Source organism: Galbibacter sp. L-19 (genome assembly GCF_056857615.1).
Genome location: NZ_JBSXNL010000057.1, coordinates 119684 through 140799, shown reverse-complemented (window position 1 = coordinate 140799; position 21116 = coordinate 119684). Strand labels below are relative to the sequence as shown.

The window sequence follows — 21116 nt, the reverse complement described above, 5'->3', positions numbered from 1 at the left end:
TTGTGTTTTATTTTTATATATTTAATAAAATTTATTTTGAATACGAATCTACTTTTCTAATTTTGCCTTCTAATATATAATGTAGTATGAACAATAGCGACCTTTTAAATGTAGCCAAAGAATTTGGCAGTCCGGTATACGTATACGACTCAGAAAAAATAACATCTCAATACCAAAGGCTTACTTCTGCTTTTAAGAATGTAAAGAATTTAAAACTAAATTATGCCGTAAAAGCGCTATCTAATGTGGCTATTCTTAAGCTTATGAATTCTTTAGGAAGTGGTTTAGATACTGTTTCCTTACAAGAAGTACAATTAGGTTTAATGGCAGATTTTAAGCCAGAAGACATCATTTTTACCCCTAATGGAGTTTCTTTAGAAGAAATTGAAGAAGTTGCCAAGTTGGGAGTTCAAATAAATATTGACAATCTTTCAATTCTAGAACAATTTGGAGCTCGAAATCCAAAAATTCCTGTTTGTATTAGAATCAATCCGCATGTTATGGCTGGTGGGAATTCTAATATTTCTGTAGGACATATCGATTCTAAATTCGGAATTAGTATCCACCAAATTCCGCATATTCTAAGAATTGTAGAAAATACTGGGATGCGAGTAAACGGTATCCATATGCATACGGGAAGCGATATTTTAGATATTGAAGTCTTCCTGTATGCTTCTGAAATTTTATTTGAAACTGCTAAAAATTTCCACGATTTAGAATTTATAGATTTTGGAAGTGGTTTTAAAGTTCCTTATAAAGAAGGCGACATTGAAACTAATGTAGAGGAATTAGGGAAAAAACTTACAAAACGCTTTAATGCTTTTTGTAAAGAATTTGGTCGCGACTTAACATTAGCTTTTGAGCCAGGTAAGTTTTTAGTAAGTGAAGCTGGTTTCTTTTTAGCAAAAGTAAATGTAGTTAAACAAACCACATCTACTGTTTTTGCAGGAATAGACTCTGGTTTTAACCACTTAATCCGACCAATGTTGTACAATTCTTACCACAGAATTTACAATATCTCAAATCCGAAAGGGAAAGAGCGCTTCTACTCTATTGTAGGTTATATTTGCGAAACAGACACTTTTGGAAGCAACAGACGCATTAACGAAATATCTGAAGGAGATATTCTTTGTTTCAAAAATGCTGGAGCTTATTGCTTCTCTATGGCTAGTAATTACAACTCTAGATTTAGACCGCCAGAAGTATTATGGCATCAAGGGAAAGCTCATTTAATAAGAAAAGGAGAAACTTTTAACGACCTTATAAACAATCTTGTGGAGCCAGACATCCCTGAGATAAATAAAAAAGAACTCGTAAAAGAGGCATAAAATAGTAAAAACTACCTCTGAAGAAGCTCCAAGGTATTCAAAAAATAATTTAAACGTATTTCGACGCAGAGCGTTAGAGAAACAAACCCTCTAAGAAGGGATTAAAGCTCGGCAAAATTTGCCGAGCTTTTTTTTACTGAATACATTAACACTCTTCTACATTGATATTTTGCTATATTTACTCTTCCTGAATTAACCCAACCATAAACGCTTGTAGTAAAGTGATTATTTGGAGGTTTTAAGCTATTTGCCTACGTTACCAAGGTTTGGTATATTTATATAAATTTATAGTCGAAAATGGGGAAAAACACATCAATATCGCTTGGAAATCATTTTGAGGATTTTATCAGAGAAGAAGTGAATTCTGGTAGGTATGGTTCAGCTAGCGAAGTTATTCGTTCCGCATTACGCTTGTTAGAACATGAAGAAAAAAAAGAAAGAGAATTGATTAAGGCTCTCGAAGTTGGGGAAAGCAGCGAATTTGTTGAAAATTTTGACGCAAAACAAAATCTAACTGAATTACATCGCCAACACTCATGAGTAAAAACAAGTATCGAATAAGTAAACAAGCGATTGATGACTTAAATGATATTTGGGTATATACTTTTCATAAATGGTCTAAAGAACAAGCCGACAGATATTACGAACTAATAATTGGAGAGATTGATTTTATAGCAGATAATTACTTGAATGGTAAGTCCGCAGAACAAACTCGAAAAAACTATCGAATAGCGAAAATCAAATCGCATCTTATTTTTTACAGAAAAGTCGAAAGTGAGATTGTTGAAATCGTTAGAATTTTACATCAGAGAATGGATATTAAAAAACGACTGAAATAAAAAATTACTCACAATAATACTATAAGTAATTGCTTGTTCTTGCATACTTTTGAAAATTCTAACTAATTTTCACGAAAAGAAATCTCAGCTAAGCACAACATATAGCTTCTTAAAAAACAAAAACATGAAACAATATATATTTATCCTTTTCACTTTTTTATTTACAATAACTACACAAGCCCAAGAAATTGAATGGCTAACGTGGAGTGAAGCCATAGAAAAGGTAAACACGGATAAAAATCCGAAAAAGCTTTTTGTAGATGTCTATACCGATTGGTGTGGATGGTGTAAAAAAATGGATAAAGACACCTTTAACAATCCAAAAGTAGCCAAATATATGCAGGAGAATTTTTATATGATAAAAATGGATGCTGAAGGAAAGGAAGCTATTGTTTACAAAAACAAAACCTTTAAATATATTCCACAAGGAAACCGCGGTTACCATGAGTTGGCCGCCGCTTTGTTGAAAGGGAAATTGAGTTTCCCAACCGTTATTTTTTTAAATGAAAATGAAGAAATTCTTTCTCCAGTTCCTGGATATCAAAAACCAGATGGGTTTTTAATGATTGCTAAATATTTTGGAGATGATATTTATAAAGATAAAAGTTGGAAAGAATATGACGATAGTAATAAAAGCTAACCCAAACACCAAACTATGAATTGTCCATTAACAAACTTGAAAATCAACCGATAGGATAGTAAAAGGCGTTACATCTCCCCCTTGAGAAACAATAAATATTAACAGATGAAACTTTTAATCAAGCTATTTATTTTTTCAATAATTACTTTCTTTTTTACTTCATGTAAAGAAAAAAAGGATGATCAAATAAAAAAAGTAACTATTGAGAATGTTAGTCCTATTAGCCCTATGGAAAGGGTTTTGGAAGCTAACAATCCGCTTTTAAAAAGAGTTCTTGACAGTGCTGCTGATTATGAAGTACAAATTATGTTTACTGAAATTAAAAGGAACCATAACAACGTTACTTTTAAAGATTATAAATTCCATGTAAACGATTCCAATTATTTTTATCCTGCAAGCTCAGTAAAATTACCAATAGCTGTTTTAGCACTAGAAAAACTTAATAAAGACAAGCGTTTTACTATAAATACTCCTTTTTATATAGAGGGAGATTCGGTGGAGACAACTTTTAAAGATGAAATAAATAAAATATTTGCGGTTAGCGATAATGAAGCCTATAACCGACTTTTTGAATATTTAGGAAAAGATTATATCAACAAAACTCTCAAAGAAAAAGGATTAACAAACGTTCAAATAAATCATCGTTTAGCTACCGACAATGCCTATGAAATTGAGAATAAACCGCTTATTTTCATCACAAAAGATACCCTTACAGAAATTGTAGGAAGCATAAATACCCCTATTGACACTCTAAAAATTGAAAATTTAAAGAAAGGAAAAGGTTATATGGAAAACGATTCCATTATAAATGAGCCTATGGATTTTTGCTTAAAAAATTATCTTCCTGTAAGTACACTTCATAACATTATGAAACGAATTATTTTTCCAGAGAATTTTTCTCCTGAAGAGCAGTTTAATTTAGCTGCATCTGACAGAGAATTCCTTTTAAAATCTATATCTACACTACCAAAAAATCAAGGTTATGACTCAGAAGAATATTACGATAGTTATGTGAAATTCTTTATGTATGGAGATAAAAAAGAAGACATTCCAGACTCTCTAAAAATATATAATAAAGTTGGATTTGCATATGGTTATCTTACCGATTGCTCTTATATACACGATACAAAAAACAACATTGAATTTATTATTACCGCCACCATTCATGTAAATAAAAATCAAATTTACAACGATGGTATTTATGAATACGATAAAGTTGGCATCCCTTTTCTTGCTGAATTAGGACGTCAATTTTATAAAACTCAAACATTAACTAACTAACAACCAAAATGAAAACTACAAAAACATTTTTATTATTTATTACAATTTTATTTTTTATGAATACAAAAGCAGCTGCTCAAGAATTTGAATTAACCTTCGACCACAATGCTATTTTAGTTAAAGACCTTACCGAAAGTTCCAATTTTTATTTAAACATTATTGGACTTAAAGAAATTGAAAACAAAACTGAAAAATCGCATATTCGCTGGTTTTCTTTAGGCGGAAACTCTTCACTTCATGTTATTGAAGATAAAAACCATAAAGTACCAGACGTAAAAGGGCTTCATTTTGCCTTACACACTAAAAATTTAGATGCTTTTATAGAACATTTAAAAGAAAATAATGTCTATTTTGAAAATTGGCCTGGCGAAGCAAATACAACCAATACACGTCCAGATGGGGTTAGACAAGTTTATTTAAAAGACCCAAATGGATATTGGATTGAAGTTAATGAGAACTAAAAAATCAACTCCCTCGAGGCAAGCCTACGAGGTATTCAAAGGAAAAATAATTTAATACATCTCGACGTAGAACACTTCGATATACTCAGAACAAGCTCTGGGAAATAAAACGCTCAATGAGGGATTTGAAAATGAAGAACAATCAAATAAAAATAGAAAAAGAAAGCATTCTTTCGGATAATTGGTACCTGTTAAAAAAAATTGATTTTCAGTTTAAAAACAAAAAAGGCGAATGGGAAAAAGTTAGTAGAGAGGTATACGACCGTGGAAATGGAGCTGCTATTTTACTATACAATCCCGAAACAAAAAATATTGTTTTAACTAGACAATTTAGAATGCCAACTTATTTAAATGGTAATGAAAGCGGGATGATGATTGAAGTTCCTGCTGGAATTATTGAAAATGAAGATCCCGAAATATCTATCATCAGAGAAACCGACGAAGAGACTGGATATAAAATTTCTGAAGTACAAAAAGTGTTCGAAATATATCCATCTCCTGGTGCTGTTACAGAAAAGCTACACCTCTACATTGGAAAATACAACGCCAATATGAAAGCACATGAAGGCGGCGGACTCGATAGCGAACATGAGGATATTGAAGTTTTTGAAACCTCTTTTACAGATGTAGAAAGCATGGTAAAGAATGGTGAAATAAAAGATGCAAAGACCATTATGTTAATTCAATACGCTAGACTACATGGTATTATATAAAAAAAGCATTGTTAGCAGGAACTAACAATGCTTTAACAACAAACTAACTATCAATTTAACAAATTGAAATTTTTATTTCAAACTACCCTTTGGTAGTAATGCAAAATCTATTTCAGGAGCTTTTCCGTTTGGCGTTCTAGTATGCATGGTATTCATTTCTGTCATATCATCAAAAAAGCCACAATTTTTCATATAAAAAGTATTGCCTTTAGCTCCACCAGCATAATCAACTCTAGATCCTTTTTTTGCTGTAGCATCTGCTGTAAATTTAGCTTCGGTTAATTCATGCCACTCTCCTTCGGTATCATACACCCATTGGTTTCCATATACTCCCATACGACTTATATTTCCTGTTTGGGTAATAAAATTTTCTAAAAAAGAATGCTGTCTTTTTAAATAAGTACTTGTGTGCGGTCTTCTAAAACTAGCAATCAAATTCCAACTCCCTTCAGTAGGGTCAAAGAAATAAGCTGTATAATCGGTAGAATTATTGGTAGATGGACTCCCTTTAAGTAAAAACTTATACGTCTGCCCCGCTTTCCAATTAAACACTTTATAACTTTGTCCACCAGAACCTTCGTTTCCAAATTCTCCTGTGGTGACTCCTTCTCCTTTTCCTAAAAGAATAATTTTATAATCGTCTGGAATTTCATCAGGATTTTGCGTTTCATATGGACTCCAAACTGAAAATAAAATTCGTCGCTCTGTTGAAGAATTCACCTGCATCCCAAAGTATCCTTCAGCAAAACCATTCGCCATAAAATATGAACCTAAAGTATCGTCTCCTTCTGGTACTGTAATTTCATTATAAAACCACACAATGTCTTTTCCTTCTGGAGCTATATAGTTTAAGTGGACAGATGGTCCTCTTCTACCCCAATAAAAGTCTTCTTTTACATAAGTAATACCTTCATTTAATGCAGAACCTTCTAACGTAAAACTATCTATATCTGCAATAGTTTCTCCAGTATTAGACTTCCCTTGTATTTCTAAAAAATAGCACCCTGCCTTTTCTACAGAAAACATCCCAGCTTCAAGAGTTTGAAAATCGGTATTGGAGATTTCCACCTCTTTCTGCTGATCTCCCAATGCAATAGTTACTACAGAAGAACCTTCTACGGCTTGTGCTTTAAGACTTACTTTTATTTGTCCCGAAGTATTTACCTTAAAATACGTACGAATTTTTGTATCTAAATCCTTCCAATTACGAATTCCATCTTCTGTAATAATTTCTTCATTACTAGCAATATCTCCAACAACCCAACTATTTCCCTTAGCAAGAATAATACTTGGCGGATTAATAGCTTCTTCTATTATAACTTCTTTGGTTTCTCCATCCGTGTTACAACTAAAAAGTATAACCGAGCAAATGGTTATTAAAACTGATAAATATGTATTTTTTTTCTTCATTTAAAAAAAGTTAACTGAATGCTTTTAGCGATATTTACAAAAAAGCATTCAGTATTATCTAAACTCAACAATTAAATTAATCGTTTTGGATTAATGTAGGCTGTGTATTAATTTGGTTTTGTGGAATATATTCAATCACTCTATTATCTGTTGGCAACACTTCATAATAAGGATTACTTCCACTTAAATGAGTCCCTGGATATCTTCTATCTAGCGTCTCAGCATTTCTAAACACATCAAACTTTCTATGCCCTTCATAAGCAAATTCCAATCTACGCTCATCTGACACAACATCAATTAAGTCTTTCCCTACTGGAAAATCGGTAGCATCATCATAAGTTGACACCCCTGCACGCTCTCTAATAACATTTACATTAGCAAGTGCATTTGTTTCATCTCCCATTTCAGCATAAGCTTCAGCTTTATTTAAATACATTTCAGCTAATCTAGAAACTACTGGCGACCATAAATGAGGTACATTTTCTTGTAAAGAAGCTTTTAGAATATAAAATTTTGGAAAACCATTTCTTTTAAACATATCGAAATCGTATGTTACATATGTTTTTGTACCTGCATTATTAAAATAATACAATGTTTCCCCTCCATTATCCTCAGTCATAACTTCTACTTTACTTTCATCTTGAGTAAAGTAAATTTTCCCATTCTCTTCGGTGGTTCTTCTAAATTGGTAAGTATAATTATCATTTACCCAATAAACAGCTGGTATTTTGTTTCCGTCATCATCCAATTCGTACTGCGGATCGATAAATTCTTTTCTCGCATCTTCTGGATTTTCATTTATTAAATTTAAGTACGATTTTGAAGCATACATTTCTCCCCATCCAGTTCCTTGAATGTTAGCATAAAGAGACCCTACAGTATACCATCCTGGAGCTCCACTATTATTATAATCTGCTTCTTCTACAAAACGAAAACAAAAAATAGTTTCTGTATTATCTTCAGGTGTTTTTTGGAAATATTTTCCTAATTCTGTTGTTGGCAACAAACTATACCTTCCAGAGTTTATTACTTTATCTGCATACTTAATAGATTTATCATTTTCTCCCATATACAAATAAACTCTAGACAATAAAGCTTGTGCCGCCTCTTTAGTAGCATATGCATTTGTTTTATTAATGCTCATTAAAGATTCTGCCTTCAATAAATCTTCCACTACTTGATTGTAAACTTCTCCTACGGTATTTCTGTCTGGAATATCTGTAATATCAGAAGTTAACTTTAAAGGCACACCTAAGTTTGAAGCTCCTTGATAATATGGTTTCCCAAATACATTTACCAACTCAAAAAACGCATATGCTCTTAAATAGTAATTCTCTCCTATTAATTGATCTGACTCAGCAGCTTCCCCTTCCGTAGAAAGTTCAATCACTTTATTACATCCTACAATCGCTTTGTAAGCCGAACTCCATAAGTCGTTAATCCTACCACTGGTAGTAATATTATTATAGTTGTATGTGTAGAATAAAGCATCTGTTGTGGTTCCACTTAAAGAAACATTATCACTAGAGAACTCTGCTATTCTATGTAATTGTGGAGCAAAACCTCCTCCATCTCCATTTCCTTTTAATAAGGAATAGGATCCTCCAGTTGCGGCTTCTAATCCGCCTTCTCCTTCAAATAATTCATCTGAAGCAACCGAATCATATGGAAACCTGTCAAGTTCACATGAAGTTATAGAGGCTGCTGCTAATATGATATATAGTATTTTTTTCATTTCTTTTGATTTTAATGATTAAAAGGATATCGATAAACCTAAAGTAAGTCTCTGTGAAACAGGATACAAAGAACTATAATTCCCATTCACCCCTACTTCTGGATCCATCCCTGAAAAATCTGATGTTGTCCATAAATTATCCCCAGAAAGATAGATATTGAAATTACTCATCCCGATATTCTGTACCCAATCTGAAGGTAATGTATACCCCAATCTAACATTTCTCATTCTCAAATAACTACCGTCTTCTAAGTAACGAGAAGATACTTTATTTGATAAATTATTTCCACCATTTATCAATTTAGGATGCGTAGCAACATCTCCTGGCTGCTCCCAACGACTCCATCCATCTGCTAAAATCTGTTGGTTATATGTTGGATAAGCCCCATCTGCATCGTACAATTCTCTACTTGAGTTATAAATTAAATTCCCTTTTGAAAAAGCAAAGTTTGCCGATAACGAAAGCCCTTTATAATTAAATACAGTACCAAAACCACCATAATAATCTGGTGTAGAAGCTCCTACTTCTTGCTGTGTAGCATCATTCCAATTATTTGTTGTAGTTACTTCACCTGTAGTTTCATCTACAACCTCCCATAGTGGATCTCCATTTGCAGAATCTACACCAGCCCACTTACGCATATACCAAGTATTAATATCTTGCCCTTCATTTAATCTTTTATTTCCATTTATTATTGGCTCTCCTTCAAAAAGCTCAGTAACTTCATTATTATTAATACCAATATTAAAGTTTAAAGCCCATAAGAAATCTTCATTACGAATTACATCTGCATCTATAAAAGCTTCAAAACCAGTGTTTTTAACTCCTCCAATATTTTCCCAATATCCACTATATCCAGTAACATCAGGTATTTTCACAAAATACAATAAATCAGAAGTATCTTTAATATAGTAATCAAACGTTAATCCTATTCTGTCAAATATTCTAAAATCAAATCCAAAGTTTGTTTGAAAAGATTTTTCCCAAGCAACATCTTCATTCCCTAATTGAGAAGGCGTAGTTACAGGCACTCCATTATATGTATTACTCAAGCTAAACAAATCGTATTGTGGATATAAAGAACTAGGTCTATTTCCAACAGCACCATAACTAGCTCTTAGCTTAAGCTCATTAATAGCTTCTACATTAAAAAAATCTTCATTATGTACATTCCACCCAGCACTTGCTGAATAAAAAATACCATATTGATTATTCTCTCCAAAGTTTGAAGCCCCATCCCGTCTAATAGATAATTGCACTAAATATCTATTATCGTAACCATAGTTTGTATTTAATAACATAGATTGCAATGCGTATTCGTTTTTACCTCCACCAACAGTTTGTGGACTAGCTGCATTGTCTAAAATTTCTGTACCAGCAACAATTCCTTGTCCTGCAGCAGAAAAGCTATCAAATACATAATCATTATATTCATATGCAGCCAAAGCTGTAAAACTATGGTCTCCCCATAGGTTACTATACTTTAACATCTGGTTGGTAAATCTTGTTATTCTTCTAGAAGTATATTGACTTAAACTACCATTAACCGCCAAACCAGCATTTGATTTTGGATCTTGATATGATTTACTATCATATCTAAACATTGTATAACTGTTTGTTGAGATGAATTTTAAATGATCAGTAATTTTATATTCAAAATCAAAGTTTGTATACAAATTAAACTCTTGATTTTCACTATAATTCCACTGCAAATCATATAAATAGTTAGAGTTATCTCTCCCAATCCAACCAGTCCCATTCTCTTGTGGGTTTATAATATTCCCCTCTTCATCATAAGGAGAATCCCATGGCATATAGGTAAGCATAGCATACAAAGAGTGTTGCTGATTTTCTACTGTATTGTAGTTCAGTCCAACTTTAGGCTTCAATGTTAAACGCTCTCCTACTTTATAATCATGATTTATCCTAAAACTTAATTTATCAAATTCATATCCCTTAATAGATCCTGTTTCATCATAATATCCTAAAGAAATATATGTTTTAGTTTTTTCTGTTCCAGCAGTAAATATTAAATTATGATCCTGAACAATTCCAGTTTGGGTACCATTATCTATCCAATCATAATCTTTCTCCAACAAACTTGGGTTATACCATGGATTATCAGCTTGATTAAAAGTATCTCCAAATTGTTGATAATTATCGTACATCTGTTGAGAATTCATCAATTCAAAATTCCCTTGATTAAAGTTTGAAAAACCTGTTTTTGTTGATACCGTTAATTCACTTCTACCAACTTTGGCTTGTTTTGTAGTTACAACCACTACTCCATTTGCTCCACGAGAACCATACAAAGATGTAGCCGAAGCATCTTTTAAAACAGATAAAGTTTCAATTTCATTTGGATTTAAGTTTGGTGTACCATGCATAATAACTCCATCTACCACCCATAACGGACTTACACGTCCATCAATAGAAGAGATTCCACGTATCCGAACATCTGGTACAGACCCTGGTTGCCCAGAACCTTGGATTACTTGTACCCCAGAAACTTTACCTTGTAACATAGTAGATACATCGGTGGAAGTTACGTCTGTTAATTCTTCAGAGTCAATTGTAGAAACCGATGCTGTAACTTCTTCCTTCTTTTGTGTTCCATAAGCCACAACTACAACCTCATCTAATTCTGAAGCTGAAATTTCCATACTAACATTTACAGTATTAGCCGCTCCAATAACAACCTCTTTTTCTTTATATCCAATATAAGTAAAAAGCAATTTTACTCCTTCCTCTACAGAAATAGAGTAATTCCCATCAAAATCGGTGACAGCACCTTTGGTTGTGTTCTGCACCATTACGTTTGCGCCAGGAATTGGCATACCAGTCTCCGCATCTGTCACTGTTCCTGAAACAGTTTTTTCTTGCGCAAAAGAAACCATACAACACAAAACCGTAATAAAACTTACAAATAAATGTTTCTTCATTATTAAAAAATTAGGTTAGTAATTTATGTTAAACTCAAATTCTTGTTAAAAAAGTAATGTTACACAACTTTTAAATAAACATACACATAACAAAAACTTTCATTTCCACCGCAATTTATAAATTTCTCACAATTAAACAAAAAATAATAAACATTTAACTTTCGAATTGATTTTAAAATTATAAAAAAACATATAAAACGAAAATAAAAAGCTTATATGATAATTTTTATTTTCGAATTATTTTCTTTTAATTTGCGTAAGATGACTATTAGTCTTCACTATATAAATATGAAAAAGATGAATAATAATACTGAAAGCTGTCAAGATCTTTATACGGTTCAAGAAATTAATGCACAGCCTAGATTATGGTTAGAGACTTTTCTTCTACTGAAAAAAAATAAAGAAGACATCTCTAATTATTTACAACCTATTTTAGATATCAATAATCTTAGAATAATTGTAACTGGTGCAGGTTCTTCAGCATTTATTGGAGAGGCAGCTCAAAGCATCATTCAAAAGCAAACCAACCAGTTAACGCAACCTATTGCTACCACAGACCTTGTTACGCATCCAGATTTTTTCTTTATAAAAGACACTCCTACCTTATTAATTTCTTTTGCAAGATCTGGTAATAGCCCAGAAAGTCTAGAAGCAGTTTCCTTAGCAGATAAATATTGTAATAATGTTCACCACTTAATTATTACTTGTAATAAAAATGGAGAATTAGCCAATTACAATAAGGAAACAAAAAGTCCATGTTATAGTATTATTTTACCAGAAGAAACTAATGATAAAAGTTTAGCAATGACAAGTAGTTTTACCTGTATGCTTCTTACCGCTATATTAGTTTCAGACATTAAAAACATAGACAAAAAAGAACAAGTTCTAGAAACTATATGTAAACAGGCTACTACTATTATAAAAAATCAAGAAATTTTTTCTAAAATAGCAGAAAGAGCCTTTGAAAGAGTCGTATTTTTAGGTTCTGGAGAGAAATTAGGTATTGCGAGAGAATCTCATTTAAAATTACAAGAATTAACTGACGGTAAGGTTATTTGTAAATTCGATTCGTTTTTAGGTTTTAGACATGGACCAAGAGCTGTGGTTAACGCAAACACACTGCTTGTATATTTATTTTCTGAAGATGAGCACGCCTTTAAATATGAAAAGGATTTAGTGGAAGACATCGCTAAAGATCCTAGAAATATTCAGTCTATTTTGGTTGGAGGCTTCAATGATATAACTATTGAAAATTCTACTAGAATTCCTTTTCAAGCGGTTAACAACAATATATTACAACTAATTCCTGTTACATTAATAGGTCAGCTTTTAGGGTTGCACAAATCGCTAAACTTAGGCTTAAACCCAGACAACCCTTCGGTTTCTGGAGCTATTAACAGAGTGGTTCAAGGAGTTAATATTTACAAAAAATAATGAAATGATCTTAACTGTTTGTCCAAATCCATCTATAGACACCTATGCTTGGCTAGAAAATATAGAAGCTAAAAAAGCAAATAGGATATTAGCATTAAAAGAGTATCCTGGAGGAAAAGCTACGCATGTTGCCTTTGCATTAAAGGAGCTTAATATGGCAACCACACTTTTTGGAAACTGGGCAGGGACAACAGGACAATGGATCAAAACTGCTTGCAGCACTAAAAATATAGACGTTGATGGAATAACACTTGATGATGGACAGAACAGAAAATGTTATACGTTTAGATCCTCGCTAGCTGCTTTTAACAATACTGAACTTTTAGAGCCAGGACCAAAATTTAAAGAAACAGATTGGGAGTTATTTACAACAGCATTTCAACAATCGGTTTCCAAACATTCTCTAGTATGCATCTCTGGATCGTGGCCTAAAGGAGCTCCAGAAAATGCTTATAATTTGTTGATTGAAATTTGTAATCATCAGCAAAAAAAAGTAATTATTGATTGCTCAGGAAAACAACTAAAAAATGCATTACAACAATCATTTTTTGGCCTCCATATTAATGAAGACGAGTTAAAATCTATATATAAAGAAGATTCAATTCCGTCTATTATAAAAAAGTTAAGCGTAAAGGTAGAACTTATCGCTATAACAAAAGGAAAAGAAGGTTTATGGTTATACTACCAAGGAAAATTAATCCATGCAAATGTAACCATTGATAAGGTGCTAAGTACCGTTGGTAGTGGCGACTGCCTTACCGCAGGAATTACTTATGCAGTTGAAAAAAACCTCAACATGGAAGATATTGCCAGGTATGGCGTTGCATGTGGAGCAGCCAATTGTTTAAATGAAGACTTAGGAATGCTTAAAATTGAAGATGTAAACAAGCTACTGCCAAAAGTAATAGTAACACCTCTTGAAAATAAGCTTATGAATAATTAGAAGGAGAAACTGAAAAAATGGCCACAAAAGTAAATATCAAAATAATCAACTACCTCAAGGCAAAGTCTACGAGGTATTCAAAGAAAAGATGATTTAATCCATTTCGACGTAGAACACCTCGATATACTCAGAACAGGCTCTGGGGAATAAAGCCCTCAATGAGGGATTCAAATCTCAATTATTGAATAAAAGAATTGAATTATGTCTTATAAAGAATTAATAGTTGTTGGAGAGCTCAATGTTGATTTAATATTAAATAACATTGAAGGTTTTCCAAAAATAGGAACAGAAATTATAGCTAATAATATGAATCTCACACTTGGGAGTTCATCGGCTATTATGGCTGCAAATGCAGCTACAATGGGAATTTCAACTTCTTTTTGCGGCGTAGTTGGGAACGATAACTATGGAGATTTTATTACCTCGGAATTAAAAAAGAAAAACGTACATACGGAATTCATCACAAAAAATAGTGCCTTACAATCTGGAATCACTATTGTAATGAATTACGATCAAGATAGAGCAAATGTAACCTATTGCGGAGCTATGGAAGCATTAACTTTTGATTTAATTCCATGGGACACATTGTCAGAATTCAAACATTTTCATTTATCCAATTTTTTTATTCAGAAAGGTATCCGAAAAGACATTACCAAAATCTTTAAAAAAGCAAAAGAATGTGGGTTAACAACTTCTCTTGACCTGCAATGGGATCCAGAAAATAAATGGGATTTTAATTTTGAAGCATGCCTCCCTTATGTTGATATTTTTATGCCGAATGAGCAGGAATTATTGGCTCTAACAAAACAAGAAACACTGGATACTGCAATACAACATATTGAGAAAAGTGCAAATATTATTGTAGTCAAGATGGGAGAAAAAGGCAGTATTGCTATTCAAAATAAAAAAAGAACTACTACCGAAGCTTTTCATAATCCTACCTATGTGGATTCTATTGGAGCTGGAGACTCTTTCAATAGTGGTTTTATAAAAAAATTCATTGAAAAAGTACCCTTGGCAGAATGTCTTCGTGCAGGAAATTTAATGGGCGCTTTAAATACAACTGCTGCTGGAGGAACAGCTGCCTTTGTCAATCAAAATATCATCAAAGAAAAAGTAAAAACAATATTTAATTCTGAATTATAAAAGTCATGTTATTAAAAGAAAAATTAGCCGTATTTACCAGTCAACATAGAGGATTGCTCGCTACAAACTTCTATAACTTAGAAACCTTACACGGGGTTTTAAAAGCAGCATCAGAATTAAAAGAACCTATAATTTTACAATTGACCAAAAGTTCCATAGATTATATGGGGTTGGACACTGCTGTAAAACTCGGAAGAGCAGGTTTAGAACAGTTTGGTGTTGAAGGATGGATTCACTTAGACCACGGAGGTTCTGTAGAATTAGTACAACAATGCCTTGATGCTGGCTTTGATTCTGTTATGATTGACGGAAGTGAACTCCCTTTTGAAGACAATATAAAAATGACTCAAGAGGTAGTAAAGCGTGCTAAAAAATACAATGCACATGTAGAAGCAGAATTGGGTTATGTAGCAAAATTAGGTCAATCTCATGGTACACAGGGTTTTACACAACCAAGTGAAGCTAAAGAATTTGTAGACGCTACTGGCGTTGATGCTTTAGCAATTGCCATTGGTACAGCCCATGGATTCTATAAAGAAGAGCCTAATTTAGATATTGAACTTTTAAAAAGCATTAAAGAAGTTACCAATGCAACCTTAGTACTACATGGAAGTTCTGGAGTTCCTCACAACCAAGTGCAAAAAGCTATTAGCAACGGTATTTGCAAAGTGAATTTAGCTACAGAAATTAAAAATATCTTTATGAAAACGCTTCAAAAGGAGCTTACTAATAATGAAGAAATCGACTTAAGAAAAGTTTTCCCTAAGGCTACCAATCAAGTTACCGACTTGGTGAAAACTAAATTAGAAATGATAAAAAACTAAAACTATGCTAAACCCATTCATTGATGCACATGTCCATTTAAATACACGCTCCGAAGCAAAAATGAAGTTAGCTAAAAAATATAATGCTTCATTTTTATCGATTAATACCAATATTCCGTTTTTTGATTCTTTAGAGGAACAACAACAGGTGATTCACGATTTGGAAGAAAAATATCCAAATACAAGTAAATTCATTACTAGTTTTGATACTAAATTTTGGAATACAGACAAATGGCTTCCGCATGCTTTAAACCAAATAAAAACAGGAATGGCAAATGGCGCTGTTGGTGTTAAAATTTGGAAAAACATAGGAATGGATCCTGAAGTAAAAGATAAAAATGGAAACTTTGTTTTGTTAGATGATGCTCGCTTCGACCCTATTTATCAATACTTAGTAGCTAATGATATCTTACTTATTGGACACCAAGGGGAACCTAAAAACTGCTGGCTTCCGTTAGAAAAAATGACAGTGGATTCTGATAGAAATTATTTTGCTGAACATCCAGAATATCATATGTTTTTACTTCCTGAATATCCATCATATGAAAAGCAAATGGAGGCTCGTGATAATGTGCTAAAAAAATTCCCTCAACTAAAATATGTTGGGCTTCATTTGTTTAGCATGGAATGGAGCATAGATGAAGTAGCAAAAAGGTTAGACACCTATCCAAATACAATGACCGATTTAGCGGAGCGTATTTGCCATGTCCAATTACAAGCAAAAGAAAACCTTGAAAAGGTAAAAGAGTTTTTTATTAAATATCAAGATCGAATTATCTACGGAACTGATGTTATTGACGATGGAAGCATGAATGATGAACAACTTACCCAAAAATTTGAAACACTTTGGAATACTCATTGGGACTTTTTTGCAACTGACAAAACATTAAGTGCTCCAGAGTTTAAAGGAACTTTTGAAGGCTTAAATTTACCTGAAAACGTTCTTCAAAAAATATTTAGAGATAATGCTATAAAAACTTACAGCTTTTAAATAAAAAAGTGGCTATCTAGAAAGAATCTAAACTCTAAATGTTATCCTGAGCTTGTCAAAGGATTCTTTTATGAGTTGGTTGTTTAAACTTCGACAAGCTCAGTTTGACAACTACCAATTACTTTTTAGATAGCCACTTTTTATGGTTTTAACAGTTAATCTTGCCTTACATTTCCTATTATTTGCTCCTCCTCTGTTTTGTAATTAGACAGGTTAATAGCCGTTTCTATTAAAGCTAAATGAGAATAAGCTTGTGGGAAGTTCCCTAACAATCTCTTAGTTTCAAAATCTATATCTTCACTAAATAAACCTAAATGATTGCTATAAGACAGTAATTGTTCAAATAGTTTTACTGCTTTTTCGTGCTCTCCTATTTTATTTAATGCATTAATAAACCAAAACGTACATATTGTAAAAGATGACGAAGGCAATCCAAAATCGTCTTGATTTTTATATCTATAGAGCAAGCCATCGTTGCTAAGTTCTTTTTCTATTGCTTTTACAGTTCCTACATATCTTGGATCATTTGCATTAATAAAACCATAAGGCTCCATTAATAAAACAGAAGCATCTAAATCTTTAGACCCATAAAACTGAGTAAAGGCTTGTACTTCTTCATTCCAAGCATTGTTATGGATATCATTTTTTATTTCTTGTTCTAAAACGCTCCATTTCTCAATTTTGCGGGTTTTATTTAACATTTTAGCTACCCTTAAAGCTCTATCTACTGCTACCCAGCATAATACTTTAGAAAAGGTAAAATGCTTTTCTTCAGTTCGAAATTCCCAAATCCCCTTATCTGTTTCTTTCCAGTGTTTGTTTACAACCCAAACAATCCCTTTAGTAATAGTCCAAAGGTCTTCACTATTTTCAATTTGAGTACTAAACTTCATAAACTGCTCATAAATAACATCCATTAAAATTCCATAGATATCATTTTGACGTTGCTCATACGCAGCATTTCCAATTCTAACAGGTTTAGAGCCTTTATAACCACTTAAATGATCGAGAGTTTCTTCGGTTAACCTTTTCTCCTTATTAATTCCGTACATAATCTGAAGTTTCTCATCTTTATCTGGAATTAAATCGATAATAAACTGAAGAAAACGTTTGGCCATATTTTTATGTCCGAGTTCAGAAACTACTTTTATAACCATTGAAGCATCTCTAATCCAACAGAACCTATAATCCCAATTTCTAACTTCTCCAATAGTTTCTGGAAGTGAAGTTGTAGCAGCAGCCAAAACAGCTCCTGATTTATCATAGCTCAACATTTTCAATGTCAAAGCACTTCTCAGAATTTCTTTATTGTATTTTTTATAGGTTGGAGTTCTTTCAGACCAATTTAACCAATATACTTTAGTTCTAGATAATTCTAAAAAAGCCTTATTTACAGTTGGTACAAATATTTTCTCATTGTATCCTACCAAGAAATACCCATCTCCATTAATTGAGATTTCCTCTCCTGTTACTACTTTATCTTTGTCGTAACTAGTATATAGAAAAAGGGTATCAAATTTTTCTTTATCGGTTAAACTAACAATAAAATCATCTTTTACATAGGTATTTGTTACCCCTAAAGCATACTCTAACTTCGGATTATAATCAACCCTCATTTTTGGGTTTCCACTAATGTGTTCTATATAGCGAATTACATCTGGAGGGGAATTATATCCCCCATCTTCTTCGTAATATCTAGGCATAAAATCCCATACCGAAAAAGCATCCTCTCCATTAGAAAAACGTGTTACTAAAACACTTGTATTTTTATAATATTCCTGAGAAATAGTATATGAATTGTCTACCTTAAAACCAAAACTCCCTCCTATTTCTTCATCTAAAAGTTTAGCGAATACAGAAGAAGAATCAAATTCGGGCAAACAGCACCAATCGATGTATCCCGTTTTAGAAATTAATGCAGCGCTTCTGCAATTTCCTATGATTCCGTATTCTAAATTATTCATTAATTATATTTTTTATAACGTTTAAAAACTAATAATTCCTTAAATTAACGAAAATCTTATTTGTTAACCAATATTCTAATCATAAATGAAAGTAAATAAATTATGTCATTTTGATTATCATAATTCAAGGGCTTATTTTATATTATTTTCATAAAAAGGATATTAAAAAACAATCAACTTAAAAAAAAAGAAAAAACAGCAACCAAAATTATGAGCAAAACAATTATTGTTTCCAACCGACTACCACTTCAAATAAAATTAAATAATGATGAACTTGAAATAACCCCTAGTGTTGGTGGGCTTGCCACTGGAATGAAATCTGTGCATAAGGATGATGGTGGTTTATGGATTGGATGGTCTGGACTTACTGAGGAAGAATTAAACGAATCTCTTGAGAAAAAAGTTGATAAAGCAGTAGTTAAAGAAAATTGTGCATCGGTTAATTTATCTCAAAATGATATTGACAACTATTATTTTGGGTTTAGCAACAGAACTCTTTGGCCTCTTTTTCATTATTTTATGGAATATACCGAGTTTGAAAAAGACTTTTGGGAGTCTTACAAAAGGGTAAATCAGAAATTTGCAGATGTTGTTATTGAAAATTTAGAGGATGGAGATAAGGTTTGGGTGCACGATTACCAACTATTATTACTCCCCCAACTTATAAAAGACAAAAGACCTGATGTTTCTATTGGTTTCTTTTTACATATTCCATTTCCTTCTTATGAAATTTTTAGGACTTTCCCTTGGCGTGAAGAATTGTTAACTGGAATGCTGGGATCGGATTTAATTGGATTCCATACGTATGATTATGAAAGACATTTTTTAAGTTCGATAAAAAGAATTTTAAGACTTGATGTAAAATTCAATGAAATTATTTATCATGATAGAATTGTAAAAGTAGACTCTTTCCCAATGGGAATTGATTATAAAAAATTCCATGAAGCTGCTATCAACCACACCGAATTAAACACTAACGATAAATCTGAACTACAGCAACGTTTAGACGACCATATACAAGCTTCTGAAGACACTAAATTAATACTTTCCATAGATAGATTAGACTATACCAAAGGAATCCCAAATAGAATTCGGGCATTTGAGTATTTCCTGAATAAATATCCAGAATTCAAAGAAAAAGTTCGGCTTATAATGCTCTCTGTACCTTCAAGATCTAATGTGCCACAATATCAATTATTAAAAAAGGAAACCGATGAATTGGTGGGGAGAATAAATGGGCAGTTTGCAACCGTAAGTTGGACTCCAGTTTGGTATTTCTATCGCTCTATGCCTTTTGATAATTTGATAGATTTATACACCTCTTCAGATGTAGCCTTAATTACTCCTGTTAGAGATGGAATGAATTTGGTAGCTAAAGAATACGTAGCCACCAGAACCAAAAAAGATGGGGTTTTAATTTTAAGTGAGATGGCTGGTGCTTCCAAAGAAATGAATGAAGCCTTGATGATTAATCCTAATAATTTTGAGCAAATTGCAGATGCTATAAAACAAGCGCTTGAAATGCCAATTGAGGAACAAATATCTCGAAATACCATCTTGCAAAAAAGATTAGAGCGTTATAGTGTTGAAAAATGGGCTCATGAATTTATGAAATCTCTAGACGCCACTAAAAATTTAGGGCAAGTTATAGTTTCTGAAAAACTAAATGATAAACTTGTTGAACGCATGCTTAGCGATTACAAAAAGGCTAAAAGCAAACTAATTTTATTAGATTATGATGGAACGCTAGCTGGATTTCAAGACAATCCGCAAAATGCGAGTCCAGATGCAGCGCTTATTAAATTACTAGATAGGCTAAACGAAATGCCAAATACCGATATGGTAATTATAAGTGGAAGAGATAAAGAAACTTTTGAAAAATGGTTTGGAAATAAAGACTACTCACTTATTACCGACCATGGAGTATGGCTAAGAAAACGTACCAAAGAATGGGAAGCACTTGAGCGTTTAAAAAACGATTGGATGGAAAACATCAGACCTATTCTTGAGACTTTTGTGGATAGAACGCCTGGAACATTTATTGAAGAAAAAAAATATTCCCTTGCATGGCATTACCGTAAAGCAGATCCAGAATTAGCACAAATAAGAACTATCGAGCTCAATACAGTCTTAACCAGCCTTATTTCTAACAACGACCTTACCGTTCTAAAGGGCAATAAAGTAATTGAAATTAAAAGTAGTAGTGTTAATAAAGGACGTGCTGCTTCTAGATTATTATCTACTAAAGATTATGACTTTATTTTTACAATTGGAGATGATTGGACAGATGAATATATGTTTGAAGAAGTACCAGAAGGTTCTTATACCGTAAAAGTAGGTTTCAAAAAAACAAAGGCTAAATATTACGTAAAAGACACAAAAGAAGTACGAACTCTAATTTCCAAAATAGCTGATTCACAATAAAATAGTCATGCCAAATATCATTTTTGCATAAAAGTTTCAC

The 21116-nt window shown here is 32.5% G+C and carries 17 protein-coding genes; 13 read left to right on the top strand and 4 right to left on the bottom strand.

The window, feature by feature from the left end; genetic code table 11:
* The first annotated feature begins 86 nt into the window (after positions 1-86).
* The 7 genes from lysA to AC13CQ_RS11105 all read left to right on the top strand — a co-directional run bounded on the left by lysA (position 87) and on the right by AC13CQ_RS11105 (position 5262).
* Positions 87-1328, top strand: coding sequence for a diaminopimelate decarboxylase (gene lysA / locus AC13CQ_RS11135; protein WP_008615359.1), 1242 nt, complete (start codon positions 87-89; stop codon positions 1326-1328).
* A gap of 297 nt (positions 1329-1625) precedes the next feature.
* Positions 1626-1868, top strand: coding sequence for a type II toxin-antitoxin system ParD family antitoxin (locus AC13CQ_RS11130; protein WP_008615360.1), 243 nt, complete (start codon positions 1626-1628; stop codon positions 1866-1868).
* Positions 1865-2167, top strand: a complete 303-nt coding sequence (locus AC13CQ_RS11125; protein ID WP_008615361.1) for a type II toxin-antitoxin system RelE/ParE family toxin — start codon at positions 1865-1867, stop codon at positions 2165-2167. The genes AC13CQ_RS11130 and AC13CQ_RS11125 overlap by 4 nt, the downstream gene beginning before the upstream one ends.
* Positions 2168-2291: 124 nt before the next feature.
* Positions 2292-2807: a thioredoxin family protein gene (locus AC13CQ_RS11120; RefSeq protein WP_474506711.1), complete on the top strand. Its 516-nt coding sequence runs from the start codon at positions 2292-2294 to the stop codon at positions 2805-2807.
* Between the two features lie 105 nt (positions 2808-2912).
* Positions 2913-4088, top strand: coding sequence for a serine hydrolase (locus tag AC13CQ_RS11115; protein ID WP_474507661.1), 1176 nt, complete (start codon positions 2913-2915; stop codon positions 4086-4088).
* A 56-nt stretch (positions 4089-4144) separates the two neighbouring features.
* A complete protein-coding gene (locus AC13CQ_RS11110; RefSeq protein ID WP_482882896.1) occupies positions 4145-4549 on the top strand; it encodes a VOC family protein in 405 nt (134 codons plus the stop codon).
* Between the two features lie 131 nt (positions 4550-4680).
* On the top strand, positions 4681-5262 hold the full coding sequence (locus tag AC13CQ_RS11105; RefSeq protein ID WP_474506708.1) for an NUDIX domain-containing protein: 582 nt from the start codon (positions 4681-4683) through the stop codon (positions 5260-5262).
* Between the two features lie 72 nt (positions 5263-5334).
* Here AC13CQ_RS11105 and AC13CQ_RS11100 read toward each other — a convergent pair whose 3' ends face one another.
* The 3 genes from AC13CQ_RS11100 to AC13CQ_RS11090 form a co-directional block, all read right to left on the bottom strand.
* Positions 5335-6672: a DUF3472 domain-containing protein gene (locus AC13CQ_RS11100; RefSeq protein WP_474506707.1), complete on the bottom strand. Its 1338-nt coding sequence runs from the start codon at positions 6670-6672 to the stop codon at positions 5335-5337.
* A 76-nt stretch (positions 6673-6748) separates the two neighbouring features.
* Positions 6749-8407 (bottom strand): RagB/SusD family nutrient uptake outer membrane protein, encoded by a 1659-nt coding sequence (locus AC13CQ_RS11095; RefSeq protein WP_474506706.1) that lies wholly within the window; start codon positions 8405-8407, stop codon positions 6749-6751.
* 18 nt (positions 8408-8425) lie between these two features.
* Complete coding sequence (locus AC13CQ_RS11090) at positions 8426-11350, bottom strand: SusC/RagA family TonB-linked outer membrane protein (protein ID WP_474506705.1); 2925 nt, start codon at positions 11348-11350, stop codon at positions 8426-8428.
* Positions 11351-11647: 297 nt separating this feature from the next.
* On the opposite strand from AC13CQ_RS11090, the gene AC13CQ_RS11085 reads away from it, so the two are divergent.
* The 5 genes from AC13CQ_RS11085 (at position 11648) to AC13CQ_RS11065 (ending at position 16688) form a co-directional block, all read left to right on the top strand.
* Positions 11648-12784 carry an SIS domain-containing protein gene (locus AC13CQ_RS11085; RefSeq protein WP_337901278.1) on the top strand — a complete coding sequence of 379 codons (1137 nt, stop codon included), beginning with the start codon at positions 11648-11650 and terminating at the stop codon, positions 12782-12784.
* Positions 12785-12788: 4 nt separating this feature from the next.
* Positions 12789-13727, top strand: a complete 939-nt coding sequence (locus AC13CQ_RS11080; protein ID WP_474506704.1) for a 1-phosphofructokinase family hexose kinase — start codon at positions 12789-12791, stop codon at positions 13725-13727.
* A gap of 201 nt (positions 13728-13928) precedes the next feature.
* Complete coding sequence (locus AC13CQ_RS11075; protein WP_474506703.1) at positions 13929-14873, top strand: carbohydrate kinase family protein; 945 nt, start codon at positions 13929-13931, stop codon at positions 14871-14873.
* 5 nt (positions 14874-14878) lie between these two features.
* On the top strand, positions 14879-15697 hold the full coding sequence (locus AC13CQ_RS11070) for a class II fructose-bisphosphate aldolase (RefSeq protein ID WP_335587603.1): 819 nt from the start codon (positions 14879-14881) through the stop codon (positions 15695-15697).
* Between the two features lie 4 nt (positions 15698-15701).
* Complete coding sequence (locus AC13CQ_RS11065; protein ID WP_474506702.1) at positions 15702-16688, top strand: amidohydrolase family protein; 987 nt, start codon at positions 15702-15704, stop codon at positions 16686-16688.
* A 155-nt stretch (positions 16689-16843) separates the two neighbouring features.
* Here AC13CQ_RS11065 and AC13CQ_RS11060 read toward each other — a convergent pair whose 3' ends face one another.
* Entirely contained in the window at positions 16844-18652 is a 1809-nt protein-coding gene (locus tag AC13CQ_RS11060; protein WP_008615395.1) for a glycoside hydrolase family 15 protein, read from the bottom strand.
* Between the two features lie 210 nt (positions 18653-18862).
* On the opposite strand from AC13CQ_RS11060, the gene AC13CQ_RS11055 reads away from it, so the two are divergent.
* Positions 18863-21076, top strand: coding sequence for a bifunctional alpha,alpha-trehalose-phosphate synthase (UDP-forming)/trehalose-phosphatase (locus tag AC13CQ_RS11055; RefSeq protein ID WP_474506701.1), 2214 nt, complete (start codon positions 18863-18865; stop codon positions 21074-21076).
* Positions 21077-21116 lie beyond the last annotated feature (40 nt).